General features: G+C 63.8%; 23 protein-coding genes and 1 pseudogene. 10 read left to right on the top strand and 14 right to left on the bottom strand.

Annotated features, from left to right (window positions below):
• On the top strand, positions 1 to 957 hold a 957-nt coding region (locus ABIB00_RS30435; RefSeq protein WP_354106900.1), incomplete at its 5' end, for a DNA recombination protein RmuC.
• 52 nt (positions 958 to 1,009) lie between these two features.
• Here the strand turns inward: ABIB00_RS30435 and ABIB00_RS30430 are convergent.
• Positions 1,010 to 1,162 (bottom strand): annotated as a pseudogene (locus tag ABIB00_RS30430) (DUF1488 family protein); the annotation flags it as partial.
• 319 nt (positions 1,163 to 1,481) lie between these two features.
• Here ABIB00_RS30430 and ABIB00_RS30425 point away from each other — a divergent pair.
• On the top strand, positions 1,482 to 1,790 hold the full coding sequence (locus ABIB00_RS30425; protein WP_247340063.1) for a hypothetical protein: 309 nt from the start codon (positions 1,482 to 1,484) through the stop codon (positions 1,788 to 1,790).
• A gap of 49 nt (positions 1,791 to 1,839) precedes the next feature.
• Entirely contained in the window at positions 1,840 to 3,099 is a 1,260-nt protein-coding gene (gene ftsZ / locus ABIB00_RS30420) for a cell division protein FtsZ (protein WP_354106899.1), read from the top strand.
• 260 nt (positions 3,100 to 3,359) lie between these two features.
• Here ftsZ and ABIB00_RS30415 read toward each other — a convergent pair whose 3' ends face one another.
• The 4 genes from ABIB00_RS30415 to ABIB00_RS30400 form a co-directional block, all read right to left on the bottom strand.
• Positions 3,360 to 4,040 (bottom strand): hypothetical protein, encoded by a 681-nt coding sequence (locus ABIB00_RS30415; RefSeq protein ID WP_247340067.1) that lies wholly within the window; start codon positions 4,038 to 4,040, stop codon positions 3,360 to 3,362.
• Between the two features lie 141 nt (positions 4,041 to 4,181).
• Complete coding sequence (locus tag ABIB00_RS30410) at positions 4,182 to 4,460, bottom strand: DUF1488 family protein (RefSeq protein WP_247448225.1); 279 nt, start codon at positions 4,458 to 4,460, stop codon at positions 4,182 to 4,184.
• A 208-nt stretch (positions 4,461 to 4,668) separates the two neighbouring features.
• Positions 4,669 to 4,965: a hypothetical protein gene (locus tag ABIB00_RS30405; RefSeq protein ID WP_354106898.1), complete on the bottom strand. Its 297-nt coding sequence runs from the start codon at positions 4,963 to 4,965 to the stop codon at positions 4,669 to 4,671.
• Positions 4,958 to 5,224, bottom strand: a complete 267-nt coding sequence (locus ABIB00_RS30400) for a hypothetical protein (protein WP_247448224.1) — start codon at positions 5,222 to 5,224, stop codon at positions 4,958 to 4,960. The genes ABIB00_RS30405 and ABIB00_RS30400 overlap by 8 nt, the downstream gene beginning before the upstream one ends.
• A 354-nt stretch (positions 5,225 to 5,578) precedes the next feature.
• Here ABIB00_RS30400 and ABIB00_RS30395 point away from each other — a divergent pair, with 354 nt between their 5' ends.
• The 3 genes from ABIB00_RS30395 (at position 5,579) to ABIB00_RS30385 (ending at position 7,753) form a co-directional block, all read left to right on the top strand.
• Positions 5,579 to 5,713: a hypothetical protein gene (locus ABIB00_RS30395; protein WP_256467629.1), complete on the top strand. Its 135-nt coding sequence runs from the start codon at positions 5,579 to 5,581 to the stop codon at positions 5,711 to 5,713.
• Positions 5,714 to 6,011: 298 nt separating this feature from the next.
• A complete protein-coding gene (locus ABIB00_RS30390; RefSeq protein WP_354106897.1) occupies positions 6,012 to 7,352 on the top strand; it encodes a T6SS phospholipase effector Tle1-like catalytic domain-containing protein in 1,341 nt (446 codons plus the stop codon).
• A 155-nt stretch (positions 7,353 to 7,507) separates the two neighbouring features.
• Entirely contained in the window at positions 7,508 to 7,753 is a 246-nt protein-coding gene (locus ABIB00_RS30385) for a PilZ domain-containing protein (RefSeq protein ID WP_027535908.1), read from the top strand.
• An 18-nt stretch (positions 7,754 to 7,771) separates the two neighbouring features.
• Here the strand turns inward: ABIB00_RS30385 and ABIB00_RS30380 are convergent, their stop codons facing one another.
• From ABIB00_RS30380 to cobS, 5 genes are all read right to left on the bottom strand, one after another.
• Positions 7,772 to 8,179, bottom strand: a complete 408-nt coding sequence (locus tag ABIB00_RS30380; RefSeq protein WP_247340078.1) for a hypothetical protein — start codon at positions 8,177 to 8,179, stop codon at positions 7,772 to 7,774.
• 320 nt (positions 8,180 to 8,499) lie between these two features.
• Positions 8,500 to 9,612 carry an NADH:flavin oxidoreductase/NADH oxidase gene (locus ABIB00_RS30375; RefSeq protein ID WP_354106896.1) on the bottom strand — a complete coding sequence of 371 codons (1,113 nt, stop codon included), beginning with the start codon at positions 9,610 to 9,612 and terminating at the stop codon, positions 8,500 to 8,502.
• Between the two features lie 138 nt (positions 9,613 to 9,750).
• Entirely contained in the window at positions 9,751 to 10,824 is a 1,074-nt protein-coding gene (locus ABIB00_RS30370) for an esterase-like activity of phytase family protein (protein WP_354106895.1), read from the bottom strand.
• Positions 10,821 to 12,722 (bottom strand): cobaltochelatase subunit CobT, encoded by a 1,902-nt coding sequence (cobT, locus tag ABIB00_RS30365; protein WP_247448218.1) that lies wholly within the window; start codon positions 12,720 to 12,722, stop codon positions 10,821 to 10,823. The genes ABIB00_RS30370 and cobT overlap by 4 nt, the downstream gene beginning before the upstream one ends.
• Before the next feature lie 160 nt (positions 12,723 to 12,882).
• Positions 12,883 to 13,881 carry a cobaltochelatase subunit CobS gene (gene cobS, locus ABIB00_RS30360; RefSeq protein ID WP_247340084.1) on the bottom strand — a complete coding sequence of 333 codons (999 nt, stop codon included), beginning with the start codon at positions 13,879 to 13,881 and terminating at the stop codon, positions 12,883 to 12,885.
• 297 nt (positions 13,882 to 14,178) lie between these two features.
• On the opposite strand from cobS, the gene ABIB00_RS30355 reads away from it, so the two are divergent.
• The gene (locus ABIB00_RS30355) at positions 14,179 to 14,838 is read left to right on the top strand and encodes a DedA family protein (RefSeq protein ID WP_354106894.1); all 660 of its coding nucleotides are present in this window, start codon (positions 14,179 to 14,181) and stop codon (positions 14,836 to 14,838) included.
• A gap of 214 nt (positions 14,839 to 15,052) precedes the next feature.
• On the opposite strand, the gene ABIB00_RS30350 is transcribed toward ABIB00_RS30355, so the two are convergent.
• Positions 15,053 to 16,261, bottom strand: coding sequence for a sensor histidine kinase (locus ABIB00_RS30350; RefSeq protein ID WP_354106893.1), 1,209 nt, complete (start codon positions 16,259 to 16,261; stop codon positions 15,053 to 15,055).
• Positions 16,262 to 17,114: 853 nt separating this feature from the next.
• On the opposite strand from ABIB00_RS30350, the gene ABIB00_RS30345 reads away from it, so the two are divergent.
• Positions 17,115 to 17,309 carry a hypothetical protein gene (locus ABIB00_RS30345; RefSeq protein ID WP_354050205.1) on the top strand — a complete coding sequence of 65 codons (195 nt, stop codon included), beginning with the start codon at positions 17,115 to 17,117 and terminating at the stop codon, positions 17,307 to 17,309.
• 217 nt (positions 17,310 to 17,526) lie between these two features.
• Here ABIB00_RS30345 and ABIB00_RS30340 read toward each other — a convergent pair whose 3' ends face one another.
• Together ABIB00_RS30340 and ABIB00_RS30335 are read right to left on the bottom strand one after the other, a co-directional pair.
• The gene (locus ABIB00_RS30340; RefSeq protein ID WP_354106892.1) at positions 17,527 to 17,682 is read right to left on the bottom strand and encodes a hypothetical protein; all 156 of its coding nucleotides are present in this window, start codon (positions 17,680 to 17,682) and stop codon (positions 17,527 to 17,529) included.
• 38 nt (positions 17,683 to 17,720) lie between these two features.
• On the bottom strand, positions 17,721 to 18,950 hold the full coding sequence (locus ABIB00_RS30335; protein ID WP_354106891.1) for a citrate/2-methylcitrate synthase: 1,230 nt from the start codon (positions 18,948 to 18,950) through the stop codon (positions 17,721 to 17,723).
• Between the two features lie 78 nt (positions 18,951 to 19,028).
• Between ABIB00_RS30335 and ABIB00_RS30330 the strand changes: the two genes are divergently transcribed.
• Positions 19,029 to 20,123, top strand: coding sequence for a citrate synthase/methylcitrate synthase (locus ABIB00_RS30330; RefSeq protein ID WP_354050201.1), 1,095 nt, complete (start codon positions 19,029 to 19,031; stop codon positions 20,121 to 20,123).
• A 150-nt stretch (positions 20,124 to 20,273) separates the two neighbouring features.
• Here the strand turns inward: ABIB00_RS30330 and ABIB00_RS30325 are convergent, their stop codons facing one another.
• Entirely contained in the window at positions 20,274 to 20,909 is a 636-nt protein-coding gene (locus ABIB00_RS30325; RefSeq protein WP_247340098.1) for a J domain-containing protein, read from the bottom strand.
• 159 nt (positions 20,910 to 21,068) lie between these two features.
• Here ABIB00_RS30325 and ABIB00_RS30320 point away from each other — a divergent pair, with 159 nt between their 5' ends.
• Positions 21,069 to 21,344, top strand: a complete 276-nt coding sequence (locus tag ABIB00_RS30320; RefSeq protein WP_247340101.1) for a BolA family protein — start codon at positions 21,069 to 21,071, stop codon at positions 21,342 to 21,344.
• Positions 21,345 to 21,405 lie beyond the last annotated feature (61 nt).

Here is a 21,405-nt window from a genome sequence, read left to right as displayed (position 1 = left end):
AGCCGGGAAAGCTACCTGGCGCGACCCATCAGGCGACCTCGGATCGTCATCGGCCACGGCGCCGCCAGGGTAACATCTGCAAGTGAGGCAATACGCGGGGTCAAATTTGAACGCCGATTGACAATGCAGACTTTGGCCACGGGAGTGGGCGATCTCAAACGCATGATGACGAATGTGAGAGCCAGAGGCACTTGGGGAGAGGTGACGTTAGCGAGCATCCTTGAGCAGGCAATGGCTCCCGACCAGTATGAAAAGAACGTTGAAGTCAGGCCCGGAAGCAATCAAAGGGTTGAGTTTTCGATTAGACTTCCGGGCGGTGAGGGTGGTCCACTCTGGTTGCCAATCGACGCGAAGTTTCCGACTGAAGATTACGAACGACTAATTGACGCTTCAGAGCGAGGTGATTTGGAGGCGGTCGAATTGGCGGGCAAAGCCTTGGAGACACGTATTCGACAGGCTGCGAGTGAAATCGCGACCAAGTATGTCCATCCACCTTTCAGTACTGACTTTGGAATATTGTTTCTGCCGACCGAAGGCTTATACGCGGAGGTCATCAGAAGGCCCGGCCTCACAGACTACCTTCAGCGCGAGAATCGAATACTCGTAACGGGACCAACAACACTCCTTGCTCTTCTGAATAGCTTGCGCATGGGTTTCAGAACTCTCGCCATTCAGAAACGATCTAGCGAAGTTTGGCAGATTCTTGGTGCCGTAAAGACCGAATTCAGCAAGTATGGTTCAATTCTCGAAAAGGTACAGAAGAAGCTGCAAGAGGCTTCGGAGACTATCGACGGGGTATCGGTTCGGAAGCGCGCGATTGATCGTAAGCTACGCTCCGTAGAGATGTTGCCCGAAATTGAGGCGACAGCTCTCTTAGAGACACCGAATTCAGACGGGCCCGACCCCTCATCAATCGAAGAATTGCAATCGGTCGAAGCTGAGGCTCAGCTGCGATAACCGTGGGTAGCAGCGCGCAGCGACGGAGCAACGCCCGCAATCCGCCCTCTCCCTATCCCCGAAAATCGATGCTCCGCAGCACGATCCCCGGCGGGGTGCCCTCGAACTCCGTCGCCTGATACTTCCGTTCCGCGCAGGCTTCGATGCACTCGCGCAGGCGCACGAGCTGAGCTTCGCGCTCGGCGGGTCTGGCGCGCACGCCCGGCGCTAGCGCCCCGCGCGCGTTAACCGTCCATTAACCAACGCACCCTAGCCTAAACTCATCGTCCAGCCATCATTAGCCCGAAATGCCTTCCCGGCTCGCTCCAGGAGAAGCGCCGATGTGCGTTGCGTTGTTGACGTATGCCGATCTCAGTGCCCGCCTCAATATCTCGCGCGAGGCCGCTCGTTCGCTTGCCGGGCGACGCGGTTTGCCGCGCTCGCGTTCGGATGATGGGAAAGCCCTGGTGAGCGTTGATTTCTCCGAACTCCGGTACACGCCTCGCCCACGAATTGGCCGCCCGGCAGACCGCATCGATGTCTCCATGGCAAAGATCGAGGCCTTCAAGATCGAGGCCTTCAAGGCGGAGGTCGCGCGGCTCGAAGCAGTCGCAGCCGGCTACCGGTCAGATCTCGAGCGCGAGCGCGAGTGCGCCGATCGCCTCGCCGTCGAGCTGACGCAGGCGGCTGCCGAGACGATGGCCGCCAATGCGTGGGCGGCACGACTGGAAGACGAAGTGGCGGCTCTGCGGACCGGTCGCCGGGCTGGCGGCGCGACCGCGGGACCAGCCGCGCTTCGATTGGGACATCTGGCGGCGGCCATCGTGGACGCAGACCGCGCGGCTTGCGGGTAGCACTCGATATTCATCCCACCCGGCCTGCCGGAGCAACCGCGAGGACAGAATGACTGGCACTACAGATATTCGCGAGATGAAGGCGCGCATTGTCGTATTCGGGGTTGGCGGCGCTGGCGGCAATGCCGTCAACAACATGATCACGGCCGGGCTGCAGGGGGTCGACTTCGTCGTCGCCAATACCGACGCGCAGGCGCTTGCCATGTCGAAGGCGACGCGCCTCATCCAGCTGGGCACACAGGTGACTGCGGGCCTTGGCGCCGGCTCGCAACCCGAATTGGGACGCGCCGCAGCCGAGGAGGCAATTGATACGATCCGCGAACATCTGACCAGCGCGCACATGGTGTTCGTGACTGCCGGCATGGGCGGCGGTACCGGCACCGGGGCTGCACCCATCATCGCCAGGACCGCGCGCGAGCTCGGCATCCTCACGATCGGCGTGGTCACCAAGCCATTCTACTTCGAGGGCCAGCGCCGCATGCGCTTTGCCGAAGCCGGCATCGAGGAATTGCTGAAGACAGTCGACACCCTGCTGATCATCCCGAACCAGAACCTGTTCCGGGTGGCCAGCGCGAAGACCACATTCGCCGATGCCTTTGCCCTTGCCGATCAGGTGCTTTATTCGGGCGTGGCCTGCATCAGCGACCTCATCGTCAAGGAAGGCCTGATCAATCTCGATTTTGCCGACGTTCTCTCCGTGATGCGAGAGAAGGGCAAGGCGATGATGGGACGGGGCGAAGCTTCCGGCGAGAAACGCGTGCTCGCCGCCGCCGTGGCCGCAATTTCCAATCCGTTGATCGAGAACCCCTCGATCAAGCGCGCCAGTGGCCTCATCATCTCCATCACCGGCGGCAGGGATCTCATGCTGTTCGAAGTCGACGAAGCTGCCACCCGCATTCGCGACGAGGCCGACCCGGACGCCAACATCATCGTCGGCGCGTCGTTTGACGAAAGCCTCGAGGGCATCGTCCGCGTCTCGGTGGTGGCGACCGGAATCGACAATCTCGATCCGGCGCTGCAGACGCCGCCGGCGGAAACCTCACTCACGCAGCTCGCCGGCAAGCTGCGCAACGACAGCCGCCGCATCGCCGATCGCATCGAGCGCAGCGCACCGCTTCCGCAGGTGGAAAGCCCGCCGCTCCACCCCGCAGCCGGCCGACCCACGGGGCAACCGGCAAGGCCGGATCTGGAATATGCGCGCCAGGCAGCTCCTCAGCCGCTCGATCCCTACGGCCGCTCATCTCTACGCAACGCGACCGACGAAAGCATTCTCGATATCCCGGCCTTCCTGCGCCGCGCCGCCAACTGAGCTGGCCGCAAGAGCCGGAGTTACTTGCCTGGCGGACCAGCGAGCCCGACAACGGGTCGTCATCCCGGGGCGCGACCAACGGGTCCGCGCGAAGCGCGGCCCGGTGACAGACGCCGTCGCGAGCTACGATGCCGGGAATGGGCCGCTGCTAGGCGTCCAGGGCGCGATGAGATTGGGACGAATCGTCATCGCGCAATTTCATCGGCGAATTCCGAACGTCATGCATTCGAGCTTCTTGAGGTGCGCGGCGCGCCGATGATTCACGCTGCCGTGCTGCGCGGGCTCTCCGCTGTTTCCTTTTCCGGCTCCTTGTCGCGAGACAGCCACGCCGGGAAGCGAAGCAGGCGATCGTTGTTGTCTTTTGGCGGTTCCACGGGCGGTACGATGGCCCCCTCATTGGCCGAACTCGGGATGTCCGGTGCAGCGTGGCCTATTCGCACCGCATCCGCGCGCTGATCCAGTTCGCGCACCAAGGGATCGATGACGTTGTCGATTTCAGCCGCCACCGATACCAGGAAGCTATTGAGCTCGCGGGCCTCGGGCACAACTGCCGCAGCCTGCTCGATCGCCTTGCAGAGACCATCGACAACAGGTGCAAACGCGCTCCCGGCCTGTTTGATTCGGGTTTTGATCGCTTCGATTTCGCCCAGGACGCGATCACGCTCCCGCCTGTTCTTCTCCTCCGAAAGGCGGGTTTCGATTTCGGCGATCTGAGCCGTCAGGGTCGCAGCCTCGGATGCAAGAGCATCGCGTCGTCCGCGCGCGCGATCGAGATCGCGACCGAGATTGTCCACTAAGTCGTCCTTTCCGAACATGGCATTGCTCCGTAGGACAGCCGTTTTGGTCTGTATGAAGGCCTTGGCACGAACCGCGAGCCCGCCAAGCAGATGAAAGGCAGGATCGGCTGGCATCAACTTCGGTCGCGTCACATGGGCCGACATGGTGATCCCCCAATCCTCCACATTAGGCGACCGCATGGTTAACAGATGGTTAATATCAACAGCTGAGGCGGTAAAGGGGCCTGCGGATGCGATCGAAAATGCGCGAAGCCTGCACGCTCGCGGTGCGAACCGTCGCCTCCCCTACCCCCGAAAATCAATGCTCCGCAGCACGATCCCCGGCGGGGTCCCCTCAAACTCCGTCGCCTGATACTTCCGTTCGACGCAGGCTTCGATGCGCTCGCGCAGGCGGGTGAACTGCTCTTCGCGCTCAGAGGGCCGGGCGCGCGGGCCGCGCTCGAGGTCGTCCATCGCGGAGGTCGAGATCGCGCAGGCGATCTGCTTCGCGCCGTCCTGCATCGAGAACTGGACGATGCCCCGGTCCTGTTCGTGGCCGATGAAGCGGCTGCTGGTGAGCGTCATAGGGTACTCCTTGTGCCGATTGGTTCTGGTGCGCTCCCTCTCCCGCTTGCGGGGGAGGGTTGGGTGGGGGTGTCTCCACAAGCGAGAACCCCGACGAGGAGAGAGCCCTCACCCGCCGCGCGCGGGACGATGCTTCGCATCGCCCGGGGCGCGTCGACCTCTCCCGCAAGCGGGAGAGGTGCAGCGAGCCCGGGGCTTGCGGCTCGTCTCAACTGTCGCCGTTCAGTCTTGCGAAATCGTCGAACAGCGCGGCCACCAGCGCGCGGTGGCGGGTGTCCTCAGCGGGCAGGCTCGCGGCATAGAGGTTGAGCAGATGGCGCGCCTTCACGGCGGCCTCCGGCCAGGACGCGGCGGGCACCGACATCATGCGGTTTTCGAGATCGGCCTCGCGCTCGCGCAGCTCCCTGACCTGGGCCTCGACGTCGGCCAGCGCGCGGCGCAGATCGGTCGCCTTCTGGGCGGCCATGCCGCGGTGGCTGTCGAGATCGACCGGGATGTCAGTCATTGGCGGCACTCGCGTCGATGCGTTGGGCATCCGCCAGGTCGACCGAGCCGATCGACAGCATCTCCGTCGCACCGCGCACGCCTTCGGACGGCACCGTGATCATGGTGGCGACGCGGCGATAGGACGCGAACGACAGGCCCTCGATCATCTCCTCGTCGGTGACGACCTCATAGGCGCCGGCCGGCAACTCGCGCTCGACGCCGCGGATGTGGAATGGATGCTTGAAGGTGACGGTTTCTCGCCGCGAGCGGATGGTCATGCACACCTGCCTTTCACAAGAAGGGGCCCCAACCGACGCCAGCTGCCGCAAACATGCGCTCCTAGCGCGGCAATAGCCAGCATTATGTCAGCACGGGCCGGTACTTAAGGCCGCTCGCGGCGCTCGTGCGCGGCGTTTTAGTCCTCGCCATCGGCATGGCGCAGGCGTACGCTCGTAAGCGTCAGCGCAACTCACGCAATTGCCGTGAGATCGAGATTGCGCTGCATGTTCCGCGTTTCGTGTGCGCGGCACCGCGTGTCTTTTCTCGTCGCCGCGTGCCTAACGCATACGGCAGCGCCAATCTCGCAGTCGAACGAACCCAGCGAATTCGAGCCCCCACAGGAGACGGACGTCATGGCCAAGGGACAGCAACGCAGCAATCGCGAGACCAAGAAGCCGAAGAAGGACAAAGTCAAAGCAACCGCCGCGGCACCGAGCCGCAAGGACGCCGCCTGGCAGCCGGAGATCGGTCAGGGGAAGAAGAAGTAGGGGGCGATAGAGGCCGGGCGCCTCGTCCTTCGAGACGACCGCTACGCGGTCTCCTCAGGATGAGGCTTGGCTGCATCCGTCTGCGTTGAAATGCTGCCGCACACTCATCCCTCATCCTGAGGGCCCGCCGCAGGCGGGCGTCTCGAAGGATGGCCGCAGTCGAGCTTCCTGCCATATGTTTCTTCATATGCGATAGCCCTGCCCACAATGGGAGAGGGAGAAGCGACCGCTATCATCTCTTCTCCCCTACCCTTTTCCGCTATACTCGCCCGGGTAGCATCACCGGGAGGGCCGTACCGTGGAGCACGACCGCACGACCGACCATCAATCCGGGCCGAAAAACCTCGTCATCTGCTGTGACGGCACCGGCAACGAGATCTCGGAGAACATCTCCAACGTCCTGAAGCTCTATCGCTGCCTGCGCAAGACCGACAAGACGTCGCCGCGGCAGATGGTGTTCTACGATCCAGGCGTCGGCACCGTGACGGAGCCGTCGACGTGGCACCGGCTCAAGGCCAACGTCAATCTGGTGCTGGGGCTCGCCACCGGCTACGGGCTCGATGACAATGTGCTGTCGGCCTATTGCTTCCTGGTCGAGCACTACGCGCCGGGCGACAAGATCTATCTGTTCGGCTTCTCGCGCGGCGCCTATACCGTGCGGGTGCTGGCGGGGCTGATCCACAAGATCGGCCTGATCTCGCCGGAGCAGACGAACCTCGCAGGCTCCGGCCTCGTCGCCTACAAGCAATATTCCGGCACCGGGCGCGGCAACGACATCGAGGACCTCAAGGGTATCGATGTCGATGATCAGGGGCCGTTGCCGAAAGACGAATTCGACCTCGCCGCGCAATTCGCGCGCATCACCTCCACGCGCTGGCCGACCATCCATTTCATCGGCGTCTGGGACACGGTGGCGAGCGTGATCGTGCCGCGGCGCGACGTCTTCTTCCTCGTGTTCAGCCTGGAGGAGCTCGCCTTCACACTGCGCAATCCGAGCGTCAACATCTTCCGGCAGGCGATCGCGATCGACGAGCGGCGCTGCATGTTCCGCCTCAAGAAGCATGACGAGCCGCAGGAGTACTGGAGCCACCGTTACGTGCCCGACGAGAAGAAGGAGCCACAGGACATTTTGCAGGTGTGGTTCGCCGGCGTGCACTGCGATGTCGGCGGCGGTTATCCGGAGGCAGAGAGCGGCGAGTCCAAATATCCGCTGATCTGGATGATCGAAGAGGCGGCGAAGGCCGGGCTGAACTTCAATCCGCGCACCGTGAACCAGCTTGCCTGGGGCATCCAGCGCAAGAACTCACCGTTCCAGTATGTCGAGCCCGCCTACACCGGCAAGATCGGCGAGCTGCACAATTCAATGACGGCGCTCTGGCGCGTGCTGGAGTATCTGCCGAAGAGCGCGACATACAAGGAATGGCCGGAGCGGAAAGTCTTTCTCGGCTTCTACATCCCCGATTGCGAACCGCGCCCCATCCCCGACGGCGCGCATGTGCATGAGAGCGTGCTGAAGCGGATGGCGGTGGAGCCGGGATACCGGCCGGTGAACTTGCCGAAGGATTATGTGACCGTGCCGATGCCGGTGCCGCCGGGTGTGGGGGGGGCGGCGGAGACGGAGGAGATCGTGGCGGAGTGAGGTGGGGCCTCGTCATACCCCACTACCGCCGCTTTCTCCATTCGCCGACACTTTTCATTAAAATTCTCGCCCCCGCCTTAGCTGGATCGCATCAACTCCTCGCCATCATCTCCCAGACCACCCGCGCTATTCGCGGAAATTGGAGGAGAGTGCCAATGCATCCGCGCCGACATGCCCGCGTCAAACCCGCCGGCCTGGTGTCCCGCCAGGCCAAGATCATCACCGACCCGCGCGCGCCGGTCATCGTCTGCACGCTGATCGACTATTCGCCCGGCGGCGCCTGCGTCGATCTCGGCGGGCAGGTGAAGATTCCTGACAGGTTCGAGCTGCTGCACGTGAACACCAAGAAGCGCTGCCGCGTGGCGTGGAAGCGCGGGACGAAGGTGGGCGTGGTGTTCTGAGGCGAGTCGTCGCCCCACCTACTTCCGCATCCGCGCCTTCGCCCCCGCGACGATCTGCATCGCGACGCCTGCGATCCAGCCCAACAGGGCGAACCAGCTCCACGCGATGTGCGGATCGAGGCGGAGCACGATGATGGCGACCGAGGCGAATGCGGTCAGCGTGGCGCAGAGCGTGCCGGCGCCGCTCAACAGTTCCGCGGCGTCGATGTCGCCGTGGGCCTCGTCGAAGGGCAGCTGCGGCGTGTCGATGCCGAGATAGAAGCCGACGAAGCCCAGCACCATCATCAGCAGCAGGAATCCCTCCGTGGTGAGCGCGGGTATCACAGATCCCACATAGGCGCCGACGAACAGCCCGCACGCCGCCCCTGCCATCGCAAGACCCACGCGCTCGATGACGTGGGCAGCCTTCCGGACACGAAACCGCATGGCGGGCCTCCGTGACGAATTGGAGTGCGCGCGAGGTTAGGCCAGTTTTGCCCGACGTGGAAGGTGAGAGGGGTTACGGATGCGTGAGGTTAATTCCCTCTCCTGCAAGCGGCAGGGCTATCGCATAAGACGTCCTGGCGCAGGCTGAGCGAGCGCCTCGTCCTTCGAGACGACCGCTTTGCGGTCTCCTCAGGATGAGGCTGAGCGGCATCCTTGCCTGCCGAAAGTGCTACCGCGCACTCCGTCCTCATCCTGAGGGCCCGCCAAAGGCGGGCGTCTCGAAGGATGGGCGGCAGAAAGATGGGCGGCAGGTGAAGACATCACCTCGCTCCGAACGTGGTCTTGCCGAACAGCGCCTTCTGTGTCGACGGCTGCGAGCGCCAGTATTGCGGGGGTGCCTCGACTTCGCCGCCGACGTCCGCTGCGGCGTGCCAGGCCCAGCGGGGGTCGTAGAGCATACCGCGGGCGAGCGCGACCATGTCGGCCTTGCCGGATGCGACGATCTCTTCGGCCTGCTTTCCATCGGTGATCAGGCCGACGGCGATGGTGGGCAACCCGGTCTCGCGTTTGATGGCCTCTGCGAACTGCACCTGGTAACCGGGGCCGAGCGGGATCTTCTGCAGCGGCGAGACGCCGCCGGAGGAGGCATCGATCCAGTCGACGCCGCGCGCCTTCAGCGCGTTGGCGAATGCGATGGTCTGCGCCAGATCCCAGCCGCCCTCGACCCAGTCGGTCGAGGACACCCGCATGCCGACCGGCTTGTCGTGCGGAAACACCGCGCGCACCGCGTCGTAAACCTCCAGCGGGAAGCGCATGCGGTTTTGCAAGCTACCGCCGTATTCGTCGGTGCGCCTGTTCGAGATCGGCGACAGAAACTGATGCAGGAGATAGCCGTGCGCGCCATGCAGCTCGATCGCGTCGATGCCGATGCGAGCCGCGCGTCTCGCGGACTCGACGAAAGCGTCGCGGATGCGCTTGAGGCCTGCGGTGTCGAGCGCGAGCGGCGCGGCCTCGCCTTCCTTGTGCGGCAGTGCTGACGGCGCCACGGTCTGCCAGCCGCCTTCGCTCAGCGGAATCAGCTGGCCGCCGTCCCAGGGCCGCGCGCTCGAGGCTTTCCGGCCCGCATGCGCGAGCTGCATCGCGACCGCCGTGGAGGAATGTTTGCGCACCGAGCTGAGGACCTGTTTCAGCGCGGCCTCGGCTGCGTCGCTGTAGAGCCCGAGGCAGCCCGGCGTGATGCGGCCGATCGCCTCGACATGGGTCGCCTCGATGCAGAACATCGCCGCGCCCGACAGGCTGAGATTGTTGATGTGGGTGAAGTGCCAGTCATTGGCGACGCCGTCGTCGGCCGAATACTGGCACATCGGCGACACCACGATGCGATTCTTCAGCGTCAGGCCGCGCAGCTTGATCGGGGAAAACAGGGCGCTCATGCGGGGGGAGTTCCGGAGGATGGAGGGCGACAGTGGGGGGCGACAGAGGGAGTGTAGTGATGGAAACGCGGATTGCCAGCCGCGCGGGGGGAATGGCGGCCCGCAACGTCATGCATTGCGGGAGCGCGCCGGGCCGCCCTACTCCACCAGCGCGAACTGCAACAGCAGCGTGCGCTGGAGCAGCGAGAAATTGTCGTCCGACACCAACGTCAGCACGGTCTCGCCGTCGGCGGTGACGTGGGCGTCGATGCCTTCCATGTTGTCGATCTCGTGGCCGAGATCGGCCTTGAACAGCACGGGGCCGTCGACCACGGCGCCCGGCGCGATCGACTTCAGGGGGATCGCGCGGATACGGATATCGATGCCGGTGAACCAGGAGAATTTGCGCTCGAGGATCAGGAGATCGCCCGAGGGCAGCAGCACGGCGTCGCTGATGAACTGCTGGTCGGTGCGGCGAATGCTGAACTGGCCCGGCGTGGGGCCGCCGATCAAAAATCCGATCAGATTGCCGTCGGCATCGAAGCCGCCCTCCGACAGCGCGATCAAGCTGCCCGCGAGCGGCTGGCCTGTGGGGACAAACACCAGCGCCTCGAGCCCCTTGTTGTAGGGCAGTTTCCGCACCGCCGGCGGCGTCTGCAGCACCTCGCCGCGGGCGCGGATGCCGCCCTTCGAAAAATCGAAACGCATGATCTGGTTGACGCGCTCGAGCCCGACATAGACCAACGAGCCGTCACGCGCGAGCGACTCAGTATCGTACCACAGGCGCTTCTCGGTGATCGGCCGTCCCTCCGCATTGAGCACCGGCGCGGCCTCGACGTCGTCGAGACCCGTCATGCTCCGTCCGGAATAGCGGATCGCGCCGGTGAACCAGGTGCCCTGGTCGGAGATCGCGAGAAAGCGCTCACCCTTGGTATCGAGGAAGCGAAAGCCGGACAGACCGCCGAAGCCGCGATGCGCTGAGGTCAGCACAAGGCCGCTGCGATACTCAAGCGAACCGAAGCGCGCGCGTGAACCGTCGCGCGGCGCAAAATGCGGAATCGGCCGCGCGTTCACCTCGATGCGGACGGGCGCGGCGACGGCGTGTTCGATCAGCGAAGTGCGCGGCGGCGGCTCGGTCGCAGGCTGCGCCTGCGCCAGGCGAGAAAGTGCGAGAGTGGAAAATCCCGCCGCCGCGTGGCCGATAAAGCTGCGGCGGGATCGATGGTTGCTCACGAATGCAATTTGCGTCGCGGGCGGTTGGCCGGTTGCGTGGGTGCGGTGTTGGTCTCGCTGAAGAGTTCGGCGAGTTTTTCCGTGATGGCACCGCCGAGCTCTTCGGCATCCACGATTGTCACCGCGCGGCGATAATAGCGCGTGACGTCATGGCCGATGCCGATCGCGATCAGCTCGACCGGCGAGCGGGTCTCGATCTCCTCGATGATGTGGCGCAGATGCCGCTCGAGGTAGTTGCCGGGATTGACCGACAGCGTGGAATCGTCGACCGGCGCGCCGTCCGAGATCATCATCAGGATCTTGCGCTGCTCGGGCCGGCCGAGCAGGCGCTTGTGCGCCCAGTCCAGCGCCTCGCCGTCGATGTTCTCCTTCAGCAGCCCCTCGCGCATCATCAGGCCGAGATTCTTCCGCGCACGGCGCCACGGCGCGTCGGCCGATTTGTAGATGATGTGACGGAGATCGTTGAGACGGCCGGGATTGGCCGGCTTGCCGGCGGCAAGCCACGCCTCGCGCGATTGCCCGCCCTTCCAGGCGCGCGTGGTGAAGCCCAGAATCTCGACCTTGACGCCGCAACGCTCCAGCGTGCGGGCGAGGATGTCGGCGCAGGTCGCCGCGACCGTGATCGGGCGGCCGCGCATCGAGCCGGAGTTGTCGAGCAGCAGCGTCACCACGGTGTCGCGGAAGGTCGCCTCCTTCTCGTGCATGAAGGACAGCGGGTGATAGGGATCGGTCACCACGCGCGACAGGCGCGCGGGATCCAGAATGCCCTCTTCGAGATCGAACTCCCAGGCGCGGTTCTGCTGCGCCATCAGCCGGCGCTGAAGGCGGTTGGCGAGTCGGGCGACGATGCCCTGCAGATGCGCGAGCTGCTTGTCGAGATAGGCGCGCAGGCGCTCCAGCTCGTCATGGTCGCAGAGGTCTTCAGCGGCGATGATCTCGTCGAATTTCGGCGCGAAGGCGTGATATTCCGGCCCGCGCGGCTCGTTCTTGCCGTGCGAGTTCGGACGCGTCGCCTCGCCCGGCGTCTCGTCGTCGCCGAGCTCACCGTCGTCGAAGGTGTCGGAGGTCGAGGCCTGCGCGCTTTCCATCGCGCTCTCGCTCATATCTTCCGAGCTGGCCTGCGCCTGGTCGGCGCTCATCTCCTGCGCGGCGTCGGAATCGGGCGAGCCTTCGGCGCCGGACTGGTCGTTGTCGCCGTCCTGATTGTCCTCGTTGTCGTCGTTGTCTTCACTGTCGGCGTTGCGCTCGTCACCGATCTCGAGCGCGGTCAACAGATCATGCACGGCATCGCCGAACCTGGTCTGGTCCTCGACCAGGATATCGAGCCGGTCGAGCCGCTTGCCGATCTTGTCTTCGAGAATGGGACGCCAGAGGTCGACGACCTTCTTGGCAGCCGTCGGCGGCGCCATGCCGGTCAGGCGCTCGCGCACCAGCATCGCCAGCGCGTCCGCAAGCGGTGCGTCGGCGCGGTCCGTGATCTCGTCGAACTTGCCGCGATGGAAATGGTCGTCGAGCATCGCGGTGAGGTTTTTGGCAACGCCCGCCATGCGGCGCGCGCCGATCGCCTCGACGCGGGCCTGCTCAACCGCCTCGAACACGCCGCGCGCCTGCGGATTGCCCGGCATCAGCTTGCGATGCAGTTTTGGATCGTGACAGGCGAGCTTGAGCGCGATGGAATCGGCGTGGCCGCGCACGATGGCGGCATCACGCTTGGTCATTTTTCGCGCGGGCTCAGGCAGCCGCGCCTTGCCCGGCGCGAGCCCGGGACGCTCCGCGGCGAAGCTGACATCGAGCTCGGGCGCTTTCGCGATCGCCTTCAGGCAGGACGCCACCGAGCGTTTGAACGGCTCGGTCGGGGCTTCCTTGGTATTGCGGAATTTGGAGTTGGACGTCGTCATCTCACCCTATCCGTCGTCCCGGCGAAAGCCGGACCCATAACCACCGGCCGTTGTCGGGCAGGGAAAACTATCGGCGTCGCTTCAATCGAGAGACCTCGCGGTATGGGTCCCGGCTCCATGTGCGCGATTGCGCACCAGGCCGGGACGACATCTCGAGATATCAGCTGAGCGCCACGTTGACCGCCGATTCCGGCAGCTCCGCGTTGAAGCAGCGCTGGTAGAACTCGGCGACCAGCGGACGCTCGAGTTCGTCGCACTTGTTGAGAAAGGTGACCCGGAATGCAAATCCGATATCGCCAAAAATGTCGGCGTTCTCCGCCCAGGTGATCACCGTGCGCGGGCTCATCACCGTCGACAGATCGCCATTGGCGAAGGCGTTACGGGAGAGATCGGCAAGGCGCACCATCTTGTTGACGATGTCGCGGCCCTCCGGGGTGCGATAATGCTTGGCCTTCGCCAGCACGATCTCCACTTCCTCGTCATGGCTGAGATAGTTCAGCGTGGTGACGATCGACCAGCGGTCCATCTGGCCCTGGTTGATCTGCTGGGTGCCGTGATAGAGGCCCGAGGTATCGCCGAGACCGACGGTGTTAGCGGTCGAGAACATGCGGAACGCCGGATGCGGCTTGATCACCTTGTTCTGGTCGAGCAGCGTCAGGCGGCCGGAGACTTCCAGCACGCGCTGGATCACGAACATCACGTCGGGGCGTCCGGCGTCATATTCGTCGAACACCAGCGCGATGTTGTGCTGGAGCGCCCAGGGCAGGATGCCGTCGCGGAATTCGGTGACCTGCTTGCCGTCGCGGACCACGATCGAGTCCTTGCCGACGAGATCGATACGGCTGATATGGCTGTCGAGGTTGACGCGCACGCAGGGCCAGTTCAGCCGCGCAGCGACCTGCTCGATATGGGTGGATTTGCCGGTGCCGTGATAGCCGGTGACCATGACCCGGCGATTCCGGGAAAAGCCGGCGAGAATGGCGAGCGTGGTGGCGCGGTCGAACCGGTAGTCGGAATCAACTTCGGGTACGTGAGGATCGACTTCGGAATAGGCCGGCACTTCGAGATCGGTGTCGATCCCAAAGACCTGGCGCACCGACACCTTCATGTCGGGCAGACCGGAAACTTCCTCAACTTTGGACAGGGCGGCGGTCGTCATCAATCCTCCGAGGCCCCGGGCGGTCCCGAGACCAGTTATTTGCACGTTGGCTGCGGCTGGGTGCGGTGGCGAACCTATCAGAGACAACGTGCGGGCAGAAGCCCGCCCCCCAATCAAAGTTCCGTTGTCTTTTCATTTAGATAGGCAAGAAACGCAGATTTTGGAGGGCTGCCTTGCGAATCATGCTCGAATTTCGTGCTGGATGCGCGGCCCTGCGTACGTGGGTGGCACTTTTGCCGCCGCTTGTTACTTATGTAGGGTCTGAACCCCGCAGCCCAATCCCACCACAGAGACGATGTGACGTCCTTTCTCGATCCCCTCATTTCATTCGTCTCGGCCCATGCGTGGCTGGCCTATCTGACCCTGTTCCTGGCGGCCCTGCTTGAGGCGGTTCCGGTGGTCGGCTCGGTGATTCCCGGCTCGACCATCATCCTGGCGCTGAGTGCGCTGGTTCCGGGCGGCGAGTTGAAGCTGCAATGGGTGTTGCTGGCGGCGGCAATTGGCGCTGTGCTCGGCGACGGGTCGGCCTACTGGATCGGGCACCGGCAGCAGCGCGAGATTCTCAACACCTGGCCGCTGACCAACTATCCAAGCGTGGTCGAGCAGAGCGAAAACTTCTTCCGCCGCTTCGGCGCCTGGGCCGTGTTCTTGGCCCGCTTCGTGCCGCCGATCCGGGCCTTTGTGCCGGTCACCGCCGGCGCGCTGGGCATGCCCCCGGCCCGCTTCTACGCCATCAACATCCCGGCGATCCTGGTCTGGGCGCCCGCGCATGTGCTGCCGGGTGTTTTGGCGGTGTCGGCTCTGCACGAATATGCCGGGCTGCCGCATCATGATCATCTCGGCAAACACATCTGGATTCTCAGTGTGGTCGGCGGAGCGATCATTCTGGGACTGACGATCTGGTTTTACCGTCGCCGCCACGGAGCCGTCGTCGCGGAAGCAAAGCCGCGGGCTTAGACCTCAGCGTGCCAGTTGGGGAAACGCCTACAACGGCGACCATCGTCGCTGTTTGCCGAACATCACTCGACCCGTTATGTCAGCGTCATCGCCCGGCCTCGAGCGGAGATCGAACGAACATCACCGTTGGATAGAGCCCGAAAATCAATCTCATAAGCACCCCGCGACTGCTCGCGTTGCCGCAAATGCTGACCTGACCCTTTCGAGATCGGCGCTAGCGTAAGAGGATTGCTTCGGGCGGCACCGCGACCGAGCCAAGCGGCACATCCAATGAATAGATGAACCCACCGGGTTCGTAGGCAAGTTGCACCCGACCGGTCAGCTGTTGGCCGAGAGACTCCATCATTCGGGTGCCGAAGCTTCGCCGGGTTGGAGGCTCCACGGCCGGACCGCCTCTTTCCATCCAGACCAGGCGGAGTCTCTGCTTCAGCTCGTCTATCGTCCACGTAATTTCGACGCGGCCCGCAGGAACCGACAACGCCCCGAACTTGGTGGTGTTGGTGCACAGCTCGTTGACGGTCATCGCGAGCGCGATGACCGCTGCGGATGTAATCCTGATGTCCGGTCCGTTGAAATGAAAGCGTCGATCGCCCTGGCCATCATAGGGCTCCGTCGCGCTGCTCAGCGTGTGAGTAAGGCTGGCATCCGCCCAACTGACCTGCATCAGCAGATCGTGCGCTCGTCCCAATGCCGTCAGCCTTCCCTCCATTGCCTTCTGTCCGTGCTCTATGCTGGGGGCTGCGCGGAAGCTCTGGGACGCGATAGCGCTGACCATCGCCAGCGTATTCTTGACCCGATGATGAAGCTCCCCGAGGATCAGCTTCTGCAATTTGTCAGCGGCTTGCCGCTGCTCGGCGTCGATCCCGGCCTGGATAAGGAGGGCCTGCGCGTCAATCCCGGCCTGTTCAAGCAGCAGGCGAAGGCTGTCGTTCTCCGCGGAAAGGACGGCATCCTGCGCGTGGTGGGGCGCGGAATCAGCCGCCGCCGGGGCGCGAAGCGCCTGATCCGCCGGCCAGTCGGTTGGTCCCGGAACAATCCTGAGCGCCCCCGCACCCACCATTTTCTGCAACTCGACAATCATCTGCTCAACGCCAAGCGGTTTGCCGAAGAAGCGGCTATTCTCCGGCCTTTCCGCGTCAGATGGCTTCACTTGACCTGAAACCAGTATGATCTTGATCGAGGGCCAGCGCTCGTGCACCGCATGCGCGAGTTTCAAGCCGTCGATGCTTCCGGGCATCTGGATGTCCGTAAATAGCAGCGAGATGTCCGAGCGGGACTCGAGAATCGATATCGCCTCGTCGGCGTTGACGGCCTCGACAGGATGAAAGCCGGCATCCTCCACGATGTCGACGGCGCGCATGCGCAGGACCATTTCGTCCTCGACGACAAGCACATTCGGCACCGAACCTGGATCTGCTGACATGGATGGCCTCACACTTTCGAAGGAGCGGATGGATCGGTCCGGAGAATGTTTCGCGAATAGCGGAAGGGGCTTGCCCGGCCTCTCGGCGGCTCGACGCGGTCGTGATGACTGGGTCTTTCGCACGAGACGACAAGCATTCGCGGCTTCCGTCAGTGCGTCATCTTCGATGAACGGATGAACGGAGTCCGGCCTATCGGCGGGCGGTCACAAGACGAGCTTCCACGATTTTTCCGCCCGCGCCCCTGTCTTGCAAACAAGAGGCGGAGAAATCGGGCCAGATCTGTGTGGAGCAATTCGAAGCCGCGGCCCGGACTTCAAGCCGGTCACTCTTGGCCATCGCGATGACCTCACTCGATTGCACCTGGGGGGTGAAACCCGGTAGGGCAATAACCAAAGCTCCGAGGAGCGAGAACATCGCCGTCGCCGAAAGTAATCTAAACATTTTGGGCTGCTGACTTTTTGGATCTTCGGTCCCGCCACTTTCGGGGACACATTGGCAACAACCATAACGGAAGATGGTTCCACGAGAACAACTTGTATTTGTTCCGGCTCCCGGCCCCTCGTGTTAGCAACTCCCGACGCGAGTAAGTCTTCAGGCTATGACCGCGCCTAACGCGTCCGGTTGTTGGCAGAAATAGAGAGATCCTGAGCGCCCCAAGTGCTGGCGTGTTTCCGAGTGGCGCGAACCACGCTGAAAGAGGCGGTGGCCTATCCATTTCGTCACCGCGAAACGAATTAGATGGACTTCAGAACTCAACAGGCGCCCAGTTCCGCCATCGCCGCGCTGCCTTATGGCTCATATCGGCGACTGAGAGTCCGGTAATGCTCCCGCCCAACGCTTAAAGGAGCGGCTATGACCTGGCTTGTCAACAAATCGCCAACACTGCGTGAACGTCTTGCTGATGAACACAAGCGCATCGAAGCGGCGATGTCTCTTCTCGCACCCGGATTGAAACGCAACAAGCTTTTGGAGAAGCTTCGTCAGCTTGATATCGCCGCGCAAACCAACGAATGGCTTTCATCTCCCAACCTGCGCGCACCACTCTAAACATGAGCAAGGCCGTTGCAGTTGGCAGCCGGTTTTAGGGCCCTCACCTGAGCCCTCGTCATCCTCATCCGCGTCGTCGATAGGACATTCCAGGTTGCGCAGGCGTCTTGGCGCTGACTTGAGAAGTTGAGCCGGGCTCTCCACGATTTTATCCACAAGCGGCAACCCGCCTGATTTGCCTCAGCGAGTGAACCTTCACACTGCTCGCCCGACCTATTTACATCCGGGATTTTGTTAGTTCCTTCCGGGGAAGAGATTCAGCGCCGCCGGCGATCGTTTCAACGCCCGGCGGCACTGCATTTACCAGCACCTCCAGCTTGATCTTCAAGGCCTCTTTGCCCTCCATGCGCGCGCGGCGTTCGTCATCTTTCATGGCGTTCCTCGCATCGCTTATGACTGGCACGGCACTCCTTAGCTCTTGAACGCGGTAGCAGTCCCTCTCCGCCCCGGTGCCGGGCCCACATAGCGGGCCCGCGGGCGGATCAGCTTGCCGTGCTGCAATTGCTCGCTCGCATGCGCGATCCATCCGACGCTGCGGGCCATTGCGAACAGCGCGAGCTCGCTGCCTACAGGCAGGCGCAGTGCGTGCACGAGCACCGCGAGCGCGTAGTCGATGTTGACGAGCTCGCCGGTCGCCTCCGCGATGCGCTCCGGCACCTCCTTGGTGAATTTGCGCGGTGCGCCGGCGCGGGCCAGGGCATTCAGGAGCGACTGCGCGCGCCGATCGCCCCGCTTGTAGACGCCGTGACCGAAGCCGGCAAAGCGTTCGCCGAGCGCGACGCGTTCGCGGACCATTGGCTCGACGTCACGATCCACCAGCGCCTTGACGAGCTGCGAGGCGAGCACGCCGGCGCCGCCGTGCTTCGGCCCCTTCAGCGCGGCGAGGCCGGCGATGACGGAGTCATAAAGATTGAGGCCGGTCGAGGCCGCGCAGCGCGCGGTGAAGGTGGACGCGTTCAATTCATGCTCGGCGAGCAGAACCAGCGCGCGGCGGATGAGATCGGCCGCGTGCTTGCTGTCGGGCGCCCAGGCCCTGGCGATCTGCTGGTGCAACGGCTCGGCCGACGGCTCCGTATTGAGCATGGTCGCGACCAGGAGCCGGACAATGCGCGCACCGACCATCGCACGTCCGTCATGTGCACGGGTGAAGGCGCGGGGATCGGCGCTCGATGCGAGCGCCAACACCGCGATGGCGCGATCAATCGGCGCGGCGCGGCGCGCGGCCTGCGCGATCAGGCGCATCTCATCGGATACTGCTGGAAAGTTGTCAGGTGCAAAGGGATCGACGCCGGAGACGTCCCACAGGAGCGTCGCGGTGTGCTCCAGCGTGTCGTTCTCGGCGAGATCGACGCAATTGACGCCGCGATAGATCGCGCCGTCCTCGGTGATGGTGGATATCTCCGTATCCATGACCGGCAAATCGGCGTCGAAGCTGCGCAGGCCGCGCGGCTCCGGCGATGGCACCCGGCGCTCCTTCAGCGCCCGGACGTCCTCGGCGCGATAGCGGTTCTTGCGCGAGTCCGGCGTCGGCTCGGAGCGGACCAGGCCGCGGCTGACATAGGCGTAGAGCGTGGCCGGCGAGATCGCGAGTTCGGCGGCGGCCTCCCGGGCCGAGAGATAGAGCTCCTCAGAATTTTTCATATTGATTTATGTAATCAAGATTGATCAATCTGTCGAGAGGCCCGACCTTTCGCTGCATAGCAAAACGGAGATTGGGCCATGAACATCCACCTCACCAAGAGTCAGATCGGGCTGGACGGCGTTCCCGCGGCTGAGACCGTGCTGAGCCATGTCGACGGCGAGCGCGGCGAGCTGATCATCGCCGGCGAGCATGTCGGCCGACTGGCGAGCCAGTCGAGCTTTGAGGGCGTTACCGCCCGGCTTTGGAACGGCGCCAGCAAGACCACGCTGAGCGAAGCCAATGTGCGGGCGAACCTGGGTGCCGCACGCGAACGCGCTTTCGCGCGTTTGGCCGACCTGCTGCCGGCGACAAGCGGCATGGGCATCCTCGACGGGTTTCGCGCGGCGGTCGCGGGACTTCGCGCGGAGCACGGACTGGAGCACGAGGCGACCATCGTCGGCGCATTTCCGGTGATCGCAGGTGCGCTGGTCCGGCGCGCCAAAGGTCTCGATCCGGTCGCGCCCGATCCGAGCGTGAGCCACGCCGCCGATACGCTCCGCATGCTGCACGGGTGCGCACCGGCGACGCGCGAGGTCACGGCGTTAGACGCCTATCTCGTCACGGTCTGCGATCACGGCATGAACGCCTCGACCTTCACCGCGCGCGTGGTGGCCTCGACGCAAGCCGATCTGTTCGCCGCCGTCACCGCCGGCTATTGCGCGCTCACCGGCCCGCTGCATGGCGGCGCGCCGGAGCCGGTGCTGGAAATGCTCGACGCGATCGGTTCGCGCGAGCGCATCCAGACCTGGGTCGATGCGGCGCTGGCACGCGGCGAGCGGATGATGGGTTTTGGTCACCGCGTCTATCGCGTGCGCGATCCCCGCGCCGACGTGCTCAAGACCGCGATCGAGGCGCTCGCCTCGGACGGCGCCGGCCTGCCGTTTGCCGGCGAGGTCGAGGCCTATATCCGCAGCGCGCTGCGCAAGAAGAATCCGGACCGGCCGCTGGAAACCAATGTCGAGTTCTTCACCGCGATCCTGCTCGATGCGCTGGCGGTTCCAAGACAGGCTTTTACGCCGATCTTCGCGGTGGCCCGCGCAGCCGGCTGGACCGCCCATGCGCGTGAGCAGCAGCGGACGGGGCGGCTGATCCGGCCGAGTTCGTCGTATGTGGGGGCGATGCCGAACGAGTAGGGGATGCGTGGCCCGGAGCAGCGAGACGGGTAAGGGGTTGTCTCGACACCCTCATCTCTTGCAGTTGAATTCGCCGGGAGAAACCCCTCATCGGGCGCTTCGCGCCACCTTCTCCCGCGAGGGGAGAAGGGAAGAAAGCGAGCGCGAGGCCTACGCCTCGCGCACCACGGTCTTCAGATAATTATACGCCTTGATGATCTCGATCAGGCGATCCTCTGTGGAGCGGTCGCCGCCGTTGGCATCGGGGTGGTGCTGCTTCACCAGCGACTTGTACTTGGACTTGACGTCGGCGAGCGAAGAGTCGGGGCCGAGGCCCATCACCTGGAGCGCCTTGCGCTCGGCGTTCATGATCTTGCGCGTCTCGGCCTTGGGCGCGGCCTGCGGGCCGGCGCGCCAGCCGGAGCGGCCGTTGAGCTCCTGGAACATGCTGAACGGATCGAAGGCGCCGTCGATCTCGGCCTCCGCGCCTTTCTTGACGCCGCCATTGGCGCCCATCTTCCAGGTCGGACGGTGGCCGGTCAGCGCATCTTTCTGATAACGCGCGACCGCATCGGCATTCATGCCGGAGAAGAAATTGTAGTTCTGATTGTACTCGCGCACGTGGTTCAGGCAGAAGTGCCAGTATTCACGCTGGTTGTCGCGACCCTTGGGCGCACGATGGGCGCCCTTGTTCTGACACCCGGTCCATTCGCAGTTGGCCACGGCGTCGCGCGGCTTCACTTCCGGCTGCTTGCCTTTCGGCTTGACCCGGATGGAGTCGAAGAACTTTGATGAATCGATCGGCATGACTGACTTTGACTACGCAATGCAAAAACCTTCAAGTCTTGACATTGCAATTAGCTGAAAACACATAGCCAAAGCTCGGCTTCGGCGTTCTCAAGAACGGTCGCCAGAGGCGGCCTGCGCAAATAACGGAGAGCGATCTCGCACCTTAATGGCACATCCATGGCTATGACAGATACTATCAGCAACAAGTTGCAGGAAGCTTTCACGCCGGAAAGCCTGCAGGTCGTCGACGAGTCACATTTGCATGAGGGCCACGCCGGCCATCGGCCGAGCGGCGAGACGCACTTCCGCGTTTATATCGTGTCTCAAGCCTTCAAAGGGAAGGGCCGCGTCGATCGTCACCGCATGATAAATGCGGCGCTGGCCGCGGAACTCTCCGGCAGCGTGCACGCGCTGGCCATCCACGCGCAGGCGCCGGGGGAAGGCGGGACTTAGCTCGCCAATTCGAGCAGCAGACGGCGCCATTTCTCCTCATCCTGAGGAGCGCGCATTTGCG

The organism is Bradyrhizobium sp. LB14.3 (assembly GCF_040547985.1).
Classification (GTDB): Bacteria; Pseudomonadota; Alphaproteobacteria; order Rhizobiales; family Xanthobacteraceae; genus Bradyrhizobium.
This window is presented reverse-complemented; position numbering and strand designations above follow the sequence as displayed.